The sequence below is a fragment of the Bellilinea sp. genome, assembly GCF_034432615.1.
GTDB lineage: Bacteria > Chloroflexota > Anaerolineae > Anaerolineales > Anaerolineaceae > Bellilinea.
This window is the reverse complement of sequence record NZ_DAOUBL010000152.1, coordinates 23,500-39,893: the sequence shown is the minus strand read 5'-3', so window position 1 is coordinate 39,893 and position 16,394 is coordinate 23,500. Positions and strand designations below refer to the sequence as shown.

9 protein-coding genes are annotated in these 16,394 nt (G+C 50.4%); 4 read left to right on the top strand and 5 right to left on the bottom strand.

Annotation, left to right across the window (positions count from 1 at the left end; genetic code table 11):
- The 4 genes from VAE48_RS07225 to alaS form a co-directional block, all read left to right on the top strand.
- The coding region (locus VAE48_RS07225; protein ID WP_322792645.1) for a hypothetical protein at nt 1-345 on the top strand (345 nt) is incomplete at its 5' end.
- A 49-nt stretch (nt 346-394) separates the two neighbouring features.
- The gene (locus tag VAE48_RS07220) at nt 395-5,824 is read left to right on the top strand and encodes a tetratricopeptide repeat protein (protein WP_322792644.1); all 5,430 of its coding nucleotides are present in this window, start codon (nt 395-397) and stop codon (nt 5,822-5,824) included.
- Complete coding sequence (locus tag VAE48_RS07215; RefSeq protein ID WP_322792643.1) at nt 5,815-8,505, top strand: tetratricopeptide repeat protein; 2,691 nt, start codon at nt 5,815-5,817, stop codon at nt 8,503-8,505. The genes VAE48_RS07220 and VAE48_RS07215 overlap by 10 nt, the downstream gene beginning before the upstream one ends.
- Before the next feature lie 160 nt (nt 8,506-8,665).
- Nucleotides 8,666-11,407, top strand: a complete 2,742-nt coding sequence (gene alaS / locus VAE48_RS07210) for an alanine--tRNA ligase (RefSeq protein ID WP_322792642.1) — start codon at nt 8,666-8,668, stop codon at nt 11,405-11,407.
- Nucleotide 11,408: 1 nt separating this feature from the next.
- Here alaS and VAE48_RS07205 read toward each other — a convergent pair whose 3' ends face one another.
- The 5 genes from VAE48_RS07205 to gcvH form a co-directional block, all read right to left on the bottom strand.
- The gene (locus VAE48_RS07205) at nt 11,409-12,551 is read right to left on the bottom strand and encodes a metallophosphoesterase (RefSeq protein WP_322792641.1); all 1,143 of its coding nucleotides are present in this window, start codon (nt 12,549-12,551) and stop codon (nt 11,409-11,411) included.
- The gene (locus VAE48_RS07200; RefSeq protein WP_322792640.1) at nt 12,548-13,096 is read right to left on the bottom strand and encodes a type 1 glutamine amidotransferase domain-containing protein; all 549 of its coding nucleotides are present in this window, start codon (nt 13,094-13,096) and stop codon (nt 12,548-12,550) included. The genes VAE48_RS07205 and VAE48_RS07200 overlap by 4 nt, the downstream gene beginning before the upstream one ends.
- 89 nt (nt 13,097-13,185) lie before the next feature.
- Complete coding sequence (gene gcvPB / locus VAE48_RS07195; protein WP_322792639.1) at nt 13,186-14,655, bottom strand: aminomethyl-transferring glycine dehydrogenase subunit GcvPB; 1,470 nt, start codon at nt 14,653-14,655, stop codon at nt 13,186-13,188.
- Entirely contained in the window at nt 14,648-15,997 is a 1,350-nt protein-coding gene (gene gcvPA / locus VAE48_RS07190; RefSeq protein ID WP_322792638.1) for an aminomethyl-transferring glycine dehydrogenase subunit GcvPA, read from the bottom strand. Before gcvPA ends, gcvPB begins: the two co-directional genes overlap by 8 nt.
- Nucleotides 15,997-16,389 carry a glycine cleavage system protein GcvH gene (gene gcvH / locus VAE48_RS07185; RefSeq protein ID WP_322792637.1) on the bottom strand — a complete coding sequence of 131 codons (393 nt, stop codon included), beginning with the start codon at nt 16,387-16,389 and terminating at the stop codon, nt 15,997-15,999. Before gcvH ends, gcvPA begins: the two co-directional genes overlap by 1 nt.
- Nucleotides 16,390-16,394: the final 5 nt, after the last annotated feature.

Below are 16,394 nucleotides of genomic sequence, written 5' to 3'. Positions count from 1 at the left end.
CATGGGAGGAAGGGTATGATGATTTTTGAAATGACCAAAAACGATTTCTTGCTGACCACAGCCGGGGTAGCCCTTGCGTTGGGTGTAATCATGTGGTTAATCGGCGTGATTGTGCTGGTCAGTCGGGTTCTGGGCGGAGAAATCAAGCGAATCGCTGAACAAACTGCCCGACTGGCGCAAAAAGGGATTGCTGAAGAAATTGCTGGACTGGTGGGTAACGCTTCCAGTCTGGTCGAATCACTCAACCAGCTGGTTCGCACATCTGCAGGCATTGGAGTATTTCTGGTCATTGCCGGTATGTTAATGATTGCGGCAGCCTTTGGGCTTGCCTTCCAAATCCAATAGCCTTTCACCAACCCCCAACTTTTCCGAAATTGATTATAAGGAGCTCCCTATGCCATCAGCAGATCTTCTTGAATTATTGAGAACCTGTTTGCCGCTGGAGGAAGTGCCGGTTGTGTTTTCAGCATTAAAAAGAGACTCTCTGGTTTGGGAAGCCCTTCAGCAACCCTCAACAATAAGTGGGTTAGCCAGCAATCTTCGGTCTGCAGAGTTATGGCAGCCGGCAAACCTTGCTTTGAGAATTTTGAACAGCCGCATGGATCTGGCTGCGCTGCAAGGCGATCATTTTCCTTCTGTGGAGCCCTCCATCCGAAAAAAGGCGTTAGAAACCTTTGAAAATCTATTGCGCAATACCTCAAAACCTCATGATCTGCGAGAAGCGGGTTTGATTGCGCTGGCTTTGCGCGAGCGAAGGCGTAAGACCCAAACATGGGTGGGGTTGATGGATGAAATGAAGTCCTTCAATCTAAAAAGTAAAAATGCTTTGATTGATTTGTGGAAGACACCGCTGTTGTGCCTGTTTGGGATGACGCCGGATCAGGAAGACTTGCTGAAAGCCTTGCTGAGCAAAGAAGATTTTTCCCTTTCCAAAGCATGGATCACTCACATTCTGCTGGGTAATCCTTTGGGGGAAGAAGAAACCAAACGTTTGTTTGCAATGATGATTGCAGAGATACCGCTACCTCTACAGGTTGAATGGCTGGTATTTTTGAAGAGATACGATGAATCTGAACTGGCTGGGTGGTTGGCTAATCAGATTTTGCGGGAGGGTCGTTTGAAAACGGGCAGTTTGTCCGGTTTTGATTTGGATTCACTCCACCAAAAATCGTGGGTCGAGCTGGCTGGAGAGGCTTTGGAGTTGCAATGGACGGCCACCCTGCATCAGATTGCCGGTCATCCCGCTCAATCGGAATTGTTCTTGAGTCGTTCAAAAAATTTGTTGCAGCATTGGTTGGGTGGAACAACTCTCCAATTGATTTCGATTGTAAACCCTGATCCCAAAATAACCGAGATGTTGTGGGATGAAATTGAGCCTTTGCTCAGTTCTCAGCCCCTGCCAGAAACTTTGATGGAGGAAGCCGTGTGGCTCAAACCTCCGCTTTCTCTTTTACGGCGGTTGAGCGATTCTAATTTACCCCTCCTTGTTCAGGTGTTCATGAAGGGAAAAGATGCCTCGCTGGGAGAAAAACAGGGGAAACGAGGAGTGGTCAAAGAGGCGATCCGGGAGTGGTTGAAACAGCAACAAAATGAGGAGATATTACCGGGCGGCCAGTTTGTTTTCGACTACAGTCCCTTCGAATTGCTGGAAATTCTGGAAAACCTGAGTTTGTATCAGGAAGCGCTTGAAGTGGCTCAAATTTATCTTCAACAGCGGGTGAAGGATGTTTCCCTGCTAACATGGACTGCCCAACTTGCTCACCGCTTGGGTCAGGATGACACTGCAATCCAGCTCATTCGGGAAGCCATTTTGTTAGAAGAGATGGACCCGGAACACTATCGGACGTATGCAAAAATTCTTGAGGAGCGCAATGATTGGGAATCAGCCCTGAATATCCGTCGGGAAATCCTCGATCGTTTTGGTGATTCGTCCATTGAAGACCAGTTGAACCTGGTCACCTGTGCCATTGGAGGAAAGAATTTTGAGCTTGCGGTGCAGACCTGCCAGAGAATCATTGAAAAAGATGATGAACAGGGTAGAGCTTACACCTTACTGGGATTGGCTCAATTTGGTCAGGGAAAACTGGAAGAAGCCCATGCCAGCTTGAGTAAAGCCACCTTGCTCACGCCGGAAGATGCCAGACCATGGCTTGAACTTGCTCATTTGTACACCCAAACCGGAGAACCTCAACGGGCATTGGAAACCTTACGGGCAGCTTTATTGAATGTGCCCGACTCCGCGGAATTGCATCTGGCATTGGGCAAGGCCTGTCTGGCGAACGGATTATCTGCTGAGGCGCTGCCCTATTTGAAACAGTCTGCCCGCTTAGCGCCCGAATCTGATGAGGTGGCGTTGGCTTTGATTCAAGCCCTGGTCTCGCTTGGACATGATAAAGAGGCGCTGGAAGTTGCGGAAACTGCTCGTTTGAAATGGCCGGCTCATCCGCAGCTGGCTTATGAACATGCCGGAATATTACTTCGAGACGGAGAAATGGAGGAAGGTCTTTCTGTACTAGAAGTGGCTCTGCAATTTGAAGGCGCAAACCCAGCATGGTTTGTGGAATATGCAAAAGTGCTGTTGAATGGAATTGAGTTAAAACGGCAACTGGCGCATCAAAACTTGCCTGTTGGGTTATTGGTAAAGGCCCAAAAGGCACTGCAGCGCGTCTTGAAAGAAGTCCCCGATCATTTTGAAGCGCTTTTACTGAAGTCCGAAATTCATTTGGTTTTACAGGAGTGGGATCAAGCCTTAGCTGGATTTCAACGGTTGATTGAAAGTGAACAGGCCAATTTACCAGAATGGCATTGGAGAATTCAATCCGGTCTTGGATTAATTGCATTTCATTCTGGTGAGAATGAAATGGCTCTGGCTGCGTTACAAAACGCCAGTCAGGCTCGTCCCGAAAATATGGAGGTCAAGCAGCTGTTGGCAGAAGTGTACTGCCGGCTAAACCTGCTTGAGTCGGCTTATGAAGTCGCACAACAGGTCAGGAAGCTACAACCAAACAATGTGGATTCTTTGATTTGGTTTGCGGACTTAATGGAGCGATTGAACGAAACCGAGCAGAGTATCGAAGCTGCTCAGACCTTGACACAACTCTATCCACAGGAAGTTGGCTATGCTTTGAAACTGGCTAAACTGTGGATGAAAATTGGGAAAGAAGCGGCTGCGGGCGAAGAATTGAAGCGGTTGTTGTGCATTGAAAGTATTATGCCGGATCAATTGGAAACCATTGCTGAGATTGCGCTTAAAATCGGGGATTTGGAACTGACCAGAGAGGCTTTAGAAAAGGCCATCCGTTTGATGGTTGCACCGAATTATTTCCAGCATTTTCATCTGGCTCTGCTGCATTGGCGGGCCGGGGAGGTTGAGGCAGCCAACCAGGCATTACAAACGGCTCTCATGATCAATCCCAACGCCGCCGAGGCTTATATATTGCAAAGTGAAATACAAAAATGGATGCAGCGCCCTCAGGCAGCGATTGCTTCTCTGGAAAAGGCTTTGCGGATTTGTGAAAGCCAGCCAGAGGGGTCACTAACCGATGAAGCATTAGCAGACAGCCAAATCTGGGGGTATGAACAGCCAACCGCATACTCGGTTCATCGCTTTTTTGTTCCGTTATGTGTTGAATCGGGTGAATTAAATCTGGCGCTCTATCATGCCGAGAGTGCCCTGCAACTTTGCCCGACCTCATTGGAAATGGCATTTCAGGTTGCCAGTCTGGCCCACCGGTTGCTTCAACCCGAGCGGTTGGGTCGAATTACAGATGTGGTTGAGCAAAATCACTCTGCAGGGTGCTTCACCAGCTTTACCAGCGAGGAAGAAGCAGAATGGCTGGCAAGTTTACACGCATTTCAGGCGGAAAACTATATTGAAGCTGGCAATTTTGGGGAAGCGGAGAAGACTATCCAGAGGGGATTGGCGCATAAACCACAACATCTTCACTTGAAAGCCGTCCGCAGCCGTTTGAAAGCCAAAATGGGTAAATTTGCGGATGCAATGAGTGAATTCCAACAGGTCTGGAGTGATGTAGAGGCGGAAACCAATCTCCCCGAAAGGAAGGAGTGGTTGGCCGGTGTGCTGCTTACCCTGGCAGAAACTGCTTTTGACTTGTTGGATTGGCAGCGGGGGTTGCAACTAGCCGAAAAATACCTTCAAGAGCATGAAAATGAACCCATTGCTTACCTCAGCTTAGCGCGCGGTTTGATTCGTGGACTGGAATGGCAAAGGCTGTTGCAGGTTTTGGGAGTGGTTAACCATGCTCTCAAGTCAAACAAATTCGCCGCGGTACAGCAACAGGCCAAAGAATTACTCGAAAAGGCCGGCCTGCTGACCCGTGCACGGTCGTTGGATCACTGGATGGCGCGGGCAGAGGCTTTGCTCCACGCTGATCATCAGCACATTCGGGATTTGAGCTCTTTTGCCCTAACAGACGAGGATTTCGCGTGGCTTGTAGAGGCACATTTACGTGGTAATAACCCCACCGGTGCGATGCAAATGGCTGAAATTTGGCGACAACATCCCCTGGTGCAAGTGCTGGCGGCGCTGGTTTGGGAAGAGGAAGACAGCCAGCGAGCCTTAGATTTTGCTCGTAGCGCAGTGGAACAGGCGCCTTTCCATCCCGTCTATCAAGCCGTTTTGGCCAGAATTGCCCAGAAGAACGAGGATTATGCACAGGCATTTGAGGCGATTGAGGTAGCGCTCGGTATTTGGGGCAATGAAATCAATTGGCATATATGGGCTGCCGATCTCGCTGAGCGATGTGGAGAAACAGAAATCTGTGGCCAGCACCTTGAAAAAGCGTTCCAGTTGAATCCGAATGATTATGAATTGCTAATACGCCTTGTGCAGCATGATTTAGAACATGGTTATGCCGATCAGGCGGTTCAGTTGCTGCAGAGTGTAATCGGTTCATATGCGGAACGAAGTGAAGTGTGGCTGCTTTTGGCGATGGGCCTAAAAGGGTGTGGTGATGATAAAGCAGCCTTGAGGGCAGCCGAAAAAGCAACTGAATTGGATGAAACCAATGGTAAAGCGTGGATAACCGCCGGAGAAATCGCTTTACGATTGGGTGATGAAAATAAAGCCTTGTATTTTACGCGGCAGGCTGAAAAAGTCGCTCCATTTGAAGCGGGTACGCGCTTACTGGCGGTGAAAATCCTGATTCGACAGGGTCAACTGCGAGATGCCCTGACGGAACTCAACCGGGCGATTGAAGAGATCCCTTCAGAGTGGGAATTAAAGTTTGAGCGTGCACGCCTGATTGGGGAATTACAGGGAGCATCAGCGGCGCAGGATTTGCTGCAAAAGCTGGTTGTTGAATACCCCCAGAATGAGCAAATTTTGTGGTACTTTGCTCAAACCTGTATGAAAACGGGAAAAATTAAACTGGCGGAACAAAGCGCCTTGCAGGCATTGAAACTCAATCCGCAAAATGTGGAGATTCACCGCCTGCTGGCTGACGTATTCAAGGATCAGGGGCAACTGGATCGAGCAGTCTTTCATCTCAGTGAAGCCGTTCGGCTGCAGCCCAGCCATTTGGAAACCTATCTGAAACTGGCCGAGGTGTACAGTGGCCGACGGGAATTCAGTAAAGCGCTGGAGATCTATCAACAGGCTATTCAGATCAATTCACAAGATTATCGTCCTTATTACTATTCGGCGCTGGTCTTGCGCGATGGGAAAGACTATCCGGGGGCTGAAGTCATGCTCCGAAAAGCAGCCGAACTGGCTCCTGAGGATGTCAACATTCGCCGCCAACTTGGCGCAATCATTGCACTCAATCTGGTTCATCACGGACAGGAGGCAAAATCATGCCTGTAGAGCGAAACGATCTTGGAGATGCAGCACTTATTGCGAAAGGAAGACTTAATCGCGGCACGGCACTTTTGTTAATCGAAAGTGCCTTTGAAAGCGGCGAATTGCGTTTTGCCCGCCAGCTTATCCTTTCCTGGTTAACGGCTTATCCCGGCGACCTGGAGGTCAACATCCTTCTGGGTGAATTGTTTTTTCACGAGAATAAAATTGCTCAAGCCATTACCATACTGGAGAAAATAGCCCGTCTTGATCCGGAGGATTTGCGCGCACAAAAACTGCTTGCTGCCTGGTATGCCCGGATCAATGATGAGCAGGCTAAAACGACCACCATCCGGGTATATATTCTGGGAGAACGACTGGATGTTTCGCAATCCATGCCGGGTTGGGCGATTATTTTACGGAATGCTCACAAGGCGTTGCAGGAAAATGACCTGTCAACGGCCGAGGTAAACATTTATCAGGCCCTTGCATTGAACCAGGATGAGATACTTGCAGCCATTTACCATATAAAATTGCTGCGACTGTTCGGCGATTCTGCGGGTGTGCTGCGGTTTTGCGAATTGTATCATCAGCGCTGGCCGGAGTGTTTGGTCTTTCGGCTGGGGTTAGCAGAAGGGCAATTGATCGCCGGAAGCGAAACTGAGGCTGTGCAATTGCTGCATCAATGTGCAGCAGAAGATTCTACCGGACAGGTGAGTAAACGCTGGTGGGGTGAAAATCATCCCTATTTGCCGTTGTGGCCGGTTCGACATGAAATTTCATTCGGCGTGCCAATTCCGGCAGGAATTGCCGGTAAATTGGGCTGGAATCGCCTGGCCGCTGCGGGCGGTGAACTGCCGGAGGTGGGGCAAAAGCAGCCTGTGGAAGAAGAAAAAGAAACATTTGAATTAGAAGAGGAAAAAGAAACTGCGCATAGCCATAACCCTGAAAATCAATCTGAAAGCAAATCACCAGAACATGGGCAGGAAATTGATTCTCCCCGCTTTGAACGGCTGCAGAAAAAGACACCGGCATGGTTGAAGGAAACCGAACAGGAATTTGAAAAACTTGCCAAAAGTCTCAAGTCTCCGGGGATCGTAAAAGCGGATGGACGCTTCCCAATTTATGTAATTTTTTCTTCCCGCAGCGGTCTGCGTGCAAAATATGGTGAACAGACAGCACAGGTGCTGAATCAGGAGATGAGTCGTTTGGCAGAAGCCATTCGTCAGCGGGCGGGGTGGGGCGCGATTGTCTTTTACCCGGACGATCTTGAGTGTACCGGTAAATTGGGGATGTCCACGATTTCCGGAAATGATCCCTGGAAAATGAAGCTTTCGCTGGCAGATTTGGATCAGGCGTTGGCAAAAAAGGGCGGGCGGATCGGGGCTTTGTTGATTGTCGGCGGCCCGGATGTCGTTCCATTTCACCGTCTGCCAAACCCGACGGACGACTCGGATGAAGAGGTGCTCTCTGATAATCCATACAGCACGCTGGATTCGAATTACTTTATCCCTGAGTGGCCGGTCGGCCGGCTGCCCGGTGAAAAGGGCAGTGATGCGGGTCTGCTTCTTCAGCAATTGCGCAATGCGGTTCAATATCATCTGAAGAACAAAAAAAACAAAAAGACCATCAAACCGGACCGGCTCATTCTGGATTTGTTGCGCTGGATTTTCTTGTTTCGGCGGGGGCAGCCCTCACTGCCAAATAAGGATCGTTTTGGTTACACTGCAGCCGTATGGAAACGTTCTTCGGTAGCCAGTTTTAAACCGGTCAGTTCAGAAACTGCTGTTCTGGTTTCTCCACCGCATGAAACGCGCACCTTTGACGCTGAAAAACTGGTGCGCTCCGATTTGGGCTTCTATAACCTGCACGGTTTATCTGAAACTGCTGAATGGTATGGACAGCGTGATCCGCGTGAAAGTTGGAACGGGTCGGAATATCCCGTTGCCCTGACTCTGGCTGACTTGCCCAAAAATGGTCATTCGCCGCGCATCGTTTTTAGCGAGGCCTGTTACGGCGGATATATTGTGGACAAAGAAGAAAATACCTCGCTTGCTCTTCGATTTCTTTCAATTGGCACGAGGGCAGTGGTTGGCTCGACTGGCATTGCTTATGGTGCAGTTAGCCCTCCGCTGGTCGGTGCAGACCTGCTGGCAAACCTATTCTGGAAAGCAATAGCGGAAGGATATTCTGCCGGTGATGCATTGGTGCAGGCCAAAATTGCTATGGCGCGTGAGATGAATAAAAGGCAGGGCTTTCTGGATGGCGAAGATCAAAAGACCCTGATTTCATTTGTTCTATATGGTGATCCGCTGGCGTATGCCGATTCCCAGCCGGTTGAGGCCAAAAAATTTGTTCGCAGTCGCACCCATTGGGCGGTGAAAACGGTCAGTGACCATGCCAATGGTGATGGTGAAATGAACATCAGCAAGGAAGATCTGGTGCAACAAGCCAAGGCTGCGGTCGAAGCCTATTTGCCGGGTTTGGACCTGGCGGAAGTGCGTTATCGCTTGCAGAAGGTTGCTGCCGACCCGAATGGAACTGGAGAGAAAGGTAAATTGGAGACTGAACGTGGAAATACATTGACCAATCGCCGGGTGGTTATTTTTCAAAAGAAAATTGTCTTTGGCGGACACACCCACGTTCATTATGCACGTGTAACCCTTAACCGAGATGGAAAATTGCTGAAAATGAGTGTTTCCCGCTAATTTTTCCCATTGCTCCTATCTTTGTGGCAGGGGGTGTATCCATTCGGATACATCCCTTTGCTTTTGGCTAGCGGGTGAATTGTTGATTCCTTGTCGGTGTTCCTGTATAATCAAAGCCATTCCTCATTTCAAATTATTTCATTGGGTTGGAGCCAAAACTATGAAAAAATACTGGAGCGGCGCGGAAATTCGACAAATGTTTATTGACTTTTTTGTTGAACGAGGTCACACCTTTGTCCCTTCCTCATCGCTGGTTCCCGGCGGTGACCAGACTCTGCTGTTTACCAACGCAGGGATGGTGCAGTTTAAGGATGTTTTCCTTGGGACGGATCAAAGGCCTTACAGCCGCGCTGTTAATTCTCAAAAGTGTATGCGTGTAGCCGGAAAGCATAATGACCTTGATGATGTTGGGCGGGATGATACGCATCACACCTTTTTTGAGATGCTGGGGAACTGGTCGTTTGGAGATTACTACAAAAAAGAAGCTATATCATGGGCGTGGGAGTTGCTGACGGAAGTTTGGGGTCTTGAAAAAGAGCGTCTGTGGGCGACCTGTTTCAAAGATGAAAAAGGTGAAATCCCAACCGATGATGAAGCAGCACAATTCTGGGCGCAGCAACCCGGCATAGACCCATCTCATATCCTTTATTTTGGGCGTAAAGATAACTTTTGGGAAATGGCAGAAACCGGTCCCTGCGGCCCCTGCAGCGAGATCCATTACGATCGCGGCATGGAATATTGCGACCGCCAGCACGAAGAGGGTCATGTCTGCCGGGTGAACGGCAACTGCAAACGGTTTCTTGAGTTGTGGAATCTGGTGTTTATTCAATACAACCGGCTAAGCCCCACCCGTCTGGAGCCGTTGCCCGCCCGCCATGTGGATACAGGAATGGGCCTGGAGCGAATCGTTTCAATTTTGCAAGATAAGCCCTCAAATTACCGCACAGATTTGCTTCTCCCGCTCATGGAAAAGGTGCGGGAGTTGACCGGTCACAGTGAGGCTGAACGGGATGCCAATATTACCCCTTACCGCGTGATTGCCGATCATGCACGCGCGGCGGCTTTTCTGATTGCAGACGGAGTTGTGCCGGGCAATACCGGAAGAAATTACGTATGTCGCATGATCATCCGGCGGGCTTCGCGCTTTGGAAGCAAAATCGGGTTGGACGAACCCTTCCTTGCTCAGGTTGCGGATGTGGTTATCGAAAATTACGGTAAAGCATACCCCGAACTGGTGCGTAACCGAGAGGCGATTCTGGATGCGCTGACCCGTGAGGAAAAACGCTTTAAACGAACCGTAGAGCAGGGACTGGCGCATTTGGAAGAATTGCTTCAGGCGGTCAGGAATAGCGGCGGCAAAGTTTTAGATGGTGAAAAGGCGTTTGAATTGTATGCCACGCACGGTTTACCGCTGGAACTGGTGCGTGATATTGCATTAGAAGAAGGGTTGGAGGTGGATCAGGCTGGCTTTGCGCGCGCAATGGAAGAACACCGCCTGGCTTCGGGCGCGGGTAAATCGTTTGGTCCTTTGGGGGGTGAAAATGTGGATGTTTACCGTGGAATTCTTGAAGCCTTGCAATCCAGCGGAGAACTGGGAACAGAAGGTGTGCATTATGACCCGTATTCCTCGCTGGAAGTGGAAGGTAAGGTGCTGGCGCTGGTACGCGATGGGCAGCCCGTGCAGGAAGTGATGACCGGTGATGTTGTAGAAGTGATTCTACCTGCAACGTGTTTTTATGTGGAAGCCGGCGGGCAGGTATCGGACACCGGAACGATTGTTTCTGTGGCTGAACCCCGTTGGGAAATCCGCGTTGAGGACACCCGTAAACCGGCCGCCGGAGTGATCACCCATGTGGGGGAGGTTGTTCGCGGCAAGCCGGCAGTGGGTGATCTGGCAATTGCTGCAGTAGATGCACAGCGGCGGCGTGACATCATGCGCAATCACACCGCAACCCATTTGTTGCATGCGGAATTACAGGCAGTACTGGGAAAACATGCCCGTCAGGCCGGTTCTCTGGTTGCGCCGGATCGCCTCCGGTTTGATTTTACACATCCAGAGGCGTTAACCCCTGAACAGATCGAACAAATTGAGGCTGGTGTCAATCGTGCCATTTTTGAGGACATGCGTCTTAACATCCGATTTAAATCACTCAATGAGGCAATCTCTGAAGGCGCTATGGCCTTATTTGGGGAAAAATATGCCGAAACGGTGCGTACCATAACGATTGGAGATGAGGAAGAGATTCTGTCTTACGAATTGTGCGGCGGTACGCACGTGGAAAACACCGGTGATATTGGAATTTTCCTTATCACCAGTGAAGGCAGTGCGGCGGCAGGTGTGCGCCGCATTGAAGCGGTTACCGGCCGGGAAGCCTACGCACTGGTTCAGCGGCGGATGCGGACTCTGAAACAAACAGCGCAAATTTTATCTGCATCCGCGGAAGATGTTCCTAACAAAGCAGAATCTTTGCTGAAGGAGCTTGATGAAGCCCGTGATCAACTTTCACAATTGCGCCGGCAACTGGTTTCTGCTGAATTTGAGCAGTCTCTGAATTCCATAAAGGATATTCAGGGGATCAAGGTGCTGGCAGCGCAATTATCCCATGCGGATGCGGAAATCTTAAGGCAGATGTGCGACCGCTTTCGTCAAAAATACACCAGCGGGGTGATTGTTTTGGCGAGTGTGGAAAATGATAAACCCCTGATCATTGGCGCTATCAGTGATGACCTTGTCAAGAAAGGCTGGCATGCTGGTGATTTAATCAAAACTGTCGCTTCGGTAGTCGGTGGAGGTGGAGGCGGGCGGCCTAACCTAGCCCAGGCGGGCGGCAAAGACGCCGCTTTGCTGCCTCAGGCTTTGCAAAAGGTTTTCAGTTGGGTTGAATCTAAACTGGGGGCGTAGATCAGCCCTCGCCGCTGCCTTGAATTTCCCACAGGGTAATTTCAGGAGGGCAAAGGAAGCGCACACGCGGCGCTCCTGCGCCCTCCATACCAATACCTCGAGTAATATAGAGAGTCAGGCCGTTCAATTGGTAGCGCCCGGATGAAAAGGCGCGGCCGTATAACGAGGCGGTGAACAGCGCACCAATCAACGGCAGCCTGACCTGACCGCCATGGGTGTGACCTGAAAGCTGTAGATCCACCGCTGTTTTGGCAGCATTGGGAGCCAGATCCGGTGTGTGATAAAGCAGAATGGTGAAATTCTGGTTGTTTTTAGGGAGTAACTTCTCCAGGCGAGGGGCGTCAATAAACGGACGGTGTGTGCAAGAAAGTCCGATCAGGTGAATTTTTTGTTGGTCAACATTGAGTTCAATCTGCTCTTCCGCGAGGTATTGAACGGGCAATTGATTATAAAACCCCGGTAAAATCTCGGCTAAATCCACTGCCGGACTGCCGGCGACGGCATAAACCCCAAGCGGCGCCTGCCATTCCGCCATGAGCTGGCGCGCATGTTCCAGCGCAATAGGGTCGCGATTGTAGGATAAATTGAGAATGTCGCCGCTGAATAAAATGAGATCGGGACGTAGCTGCTTGATCCATTCTTGCATTTTTTTCTCGCGGCGGGTAATGCGTTCAACATGCAGGTCTCCCAAATGGAGAACACGAAGTCGGCTGCCGCTCTTCAATTTGGGTGTTTGCAAAATCTGGTGGGCAAGGGTAAGGCGATGGGGTTCAATCCAAAAGCCATAAAATACCAGCAGGCTGCCAATAGTCTGCAGGAGAAAATTTACCGGATAAGGCAAAAGCGCAAACGGCAATCGCATCAAAGCCAGTAAAAATGCGGGGGGCTGAGGCGGGCCGAATGACCGGTGAAAGACCGGTAGGAGCGCCAGCATCAACCAGTCCAGCATGAAAAAGCCCCATAAGGCAAGCGTGAATTCCCACTCCATTCGGGTTGGAAGCCAGGCCAACCCGAATAGAATTAACCCAAAGAAAAGAGGATGAATTTTTTGGATAGCATCATAACGGCGCAGGACGACATCAAAATCGTTTCCCACTTCGCCGGGAAAATTGCGCCTAGCAGAAAAATCCCGCGCTTCGATCATCCCTTTTTGTTGACCTTCTGGCTATATTCCTCAAGTGCATTGACCAATTCGCGGCAGAAATCCGGAATATCGGCAACCACCCGGCCCCAAACGATATTGCCGCTGCGAAAGGCTGCTTCGTCCCGCCAGGTTGCTCCGGCGTTCAATAAATCATCTTTAATGCCTTCGCTGCCGGTTGCTTCGTGCCCACGCACAATACCCGCACTGATTCCAACCAGGCCGGCGTGGCAAATCATTGCCACGATTTTGTTATTCTCATAGAACCAGCGGGTCATCTTTTTAACCGCATCATAGCGGCGCAGTTTATCCGGTGCCCAGCCACCGGGAATCACAATCGCATCATAGTTCGCCGGGTCAAGATCCTCAAAACTCACTTCGGATTTACCTTGTAAACCGTTCTTCCCAATATAAGTTTGATTTGCTTTGGCACCTGCAACAACAACTTCGGCACCTTCTTCGCGCAGTCGCATGAGAGGAACATAAAATTCGAGATCCTCAAACCCTTCGCCAATCAGGTAGATAATTTTCAATCCTTTGAGTTTCATGGTGTGCCTCCTGATTCTCTGGATGGAATGATTATAACAAACCCCCGCTCGTTGTGGGAGCGGGGGTAGAGTTGTACAAACGGCGTTGCTTAGTTTTTTACCTGCTCGGGAAACCAGCAACACAGCACCAGTTCTTTGGCAGCTTTAACCTCATCCAGCCTGCCAACCGGTGTGGAGTGTGGTGCTTCATGCAAGAGTTCGGGTTGTTGATGCGCTTCCTCAGCGATTTTGAGCATGACATCTGCAAAGCGATCGAGTGTTTGTTTGGTCTCGGTTTCGGTCGGTTCAATCATTAAGGCTTCCCGAACAATGAGGGGGAAATAGTTGGTTGGGGGATGGAAGTTGTAATCCATCAGCCGCTTGGCAATATCCAAAGCATGAACCCCCGGGGCATCATCCCACACACCCTCAACCACGAACTCGTGCTTGCAGATGCGATCATAAGGGATTTTATATGTGCCGCGCAAGCGTGCCTGCAAGTAGTTGGCGTTCAAAACAGCGTATTCTGAGACTTTTCGCAGCCCTTCCGCTCCGTGCATGGAAATGTAGGTATATGCCCGTACCATCATGCCAAAGTGACCGTGGAAGGCTTTGACCCTGCCGATGCTTTGGGTGGGTTGATAGAAACCGAACATGGGCGGCATTTCTTCATCTCCCTCTTCAAGCACCTCAACAATTGGGCCGGGTAAAAATTCCTTGAAAGCTGCCTTGACCGCAACCGGGCCAGAACCGGGGCCGCCGCCGCCGTGCGGGGTTGAAAATGTTTTGTGCAGGTTGATGTGCATGATGTCAAACCCCAAATCCGCCGGGCGGGCGATCCCCAAAAGGGCATTCAAATTTGCGCCATCGCCATAGACCAGTCCTCCGGCTTGATGAACGATGCGATTGACCTCGACCACCTGTTCCTCGAACAATCCAAGTGTATTGGGATTGGTCAACATGAGGCCGGCAACGGTTTCATCACAGGCTGCTCGCAGTGCTTCGATATCTACGTTTCCACGGGAATCGGAAGGGATGTGGACAACTTCATATCCGCTCATGGCGGAGGTAGCCGGGTTGGTGCCGTGGGCTGAATCGGGCACCAAAATTTTGGTGCGTTTTGAATCTCCCCGCGATTTATGATAAGCGCGAATGATCATCACGCCAGTGAATTCTCCCTGCGCTCCGGCGGCCGGTTGAAGAGTTACCGCATCAAACCCGGTAATTTCCTTCAAGTATTCCTGCAGTTCGTACATCAACGCCAGATTTCCCTGCACGGTTTCAATAGGTTGGAGGGGGTGGGTGAAAGCAAAGCCCGGCAACCGTGCCATTTCCTCATTGATTTTGGGGTTGTACTTCATCGTGCAGGAACCCAAGGGGTAGAAACCGCTGTCAATACTGTAGTTGAGGTGGGAAAGGTGCATGAAGTGACGGATGACATTCAATTCTGAAAGTTCTGGCAGGGGTAAATCCTCTCGCACCAGTTCTTGCGGCAGTTCCGACAGGGGTACATCGGGCTGCGGGTAACGGACACCCACCCGACCAGGGGATGAAAGTTCGTAAATTGTGGGCTCAGTCATGGGAATACTCCTTCAAAGCCTCACACAGGATTTCGATTTCTTCTCGGGTGTTCATCTCGGTGACTGCCAGCAGCATATGATTTTTCAAAGCCGGGTAGTCTTTACTGAGGTCGTATCCGCCGAGGATACCATCATCCAGCAAATATTCGTTAATCGCTTCCACGGAATCGGGGCATTTCACGACAAATTCGTGGAAGAAGGGCGCTTTGAGGTCCACTTCAAAACCGGGAATCTGGTTGATCTGCTGGGCTGTGTAATGGGCTTTGTGATAACACAGTTCAGCCACCTGACGTAATCCGGTTTTTCCCAGCAGGCTCATGAAGAGGGTGGCTGCCAGCGCCATCAACCCCTGGTTGGTGCAGATGTTAGAAGTGGCCTTTTCCCGGCGGATATGCTGTTCACGGGCAGTAAGGGTCAGCACATAACCGCGGCGGCCTTCTTTGTCGGTAGTTTCACCGATCAGTCTGCCGGCCATCTTGCGGACGTAGTCTTTTCTGGTTGCAAAAATTCCCAGATAGGGTCCGCCATAGGAAAGGGGTATACCCAATGGTTGACCTTCACCGCAAGCAATGTCTGCTCCCATTTCGCCGGGGCTTTTGAATAACGCCAGGGCTAATGGATTGACAACCACAGCCAGCAGGGCGCCGGCTTCGTGTACCTTTTGGGCAAAACCGGTCAGGTCCTGCACTCGACCAAAGAAATCGGGGTACTGAACCACAACCAGGGCGGTGTTGGTATCAATCAGCGGTAGTAATTCTTGGGGTGAAACAAACGGATTGCCTGCCTCATCCCCGATGACTTCAATGTTTTCATAACCGTTCATGTAGGTGCGTACAACCGCACGGTATTGTGGGTTGACCGATGGGGAGACAACAAATCGGGTGCGTTTTCCGCGGAAGTGATGAAATGCCAGTACAGCGGCCTCTGCCGTGGCGGTTGCGCCGTCATAATGTGAAGCGTTGGAAGCATCCATGCCGGTTAAGTTGGCGATCAGACTTTGGTATTCAAAGATTGCCTGCAGAGTGCCCTGAGAAACTTCGGGTTGATAAGGCGTGTACGCAGTGTAGAATTCACCTCGGCGGAGGATCGAATCCACCGCTGCAGGAACATAATGGTTATATGCGCCGGCACCGAGAAAGCAAATCAAATCACGGGTTGTTTCATTGATACTGGCAAGTTCCTGCAATTGGGCAGAAACTTCCATTTCTGACAATGGTTCAGGGAGGTTTAGCCTGGGAAAACGGTACTCGGCAGGGACATCTTCAAAGAGCGATTCGATGGAAGGTACGCCGATGGCTTTGAGCATCTCCTCCCGCTCGGAATCGGTATGTGGGGTATACATTAGTGACCTCGTTCCTGACAGTAGGCTTCGTAAGCGGCCGCATCCATCAAGGTATCCAGTTCGGCGGGGTTGGACATTTCAATTTTCAACATCCATGCAGCGCCATAGGGGTCGTTGTTAATGACTTCAAACTGGTCGGTGAGGGATTGGTTCAATTCCAGCACTTTCCCTGAAACGGGAGCGTTGACATCCGCGGCTGCCTTGACCGATTCAAGTGTGGCAACCGATTGGTCTTTGCTGACCATATCACCGGGATCCACTTTGAATTCAAAATAAACGATATCGGAAAGTTGAGATTGGGCGTAATCTGAAACACCAATGATGGCAATGTTGCCCTCTACTTTCACCCATTCATCGGTTTTGGCATACTTTAAATTGGTTGGAACATTCATAGGAG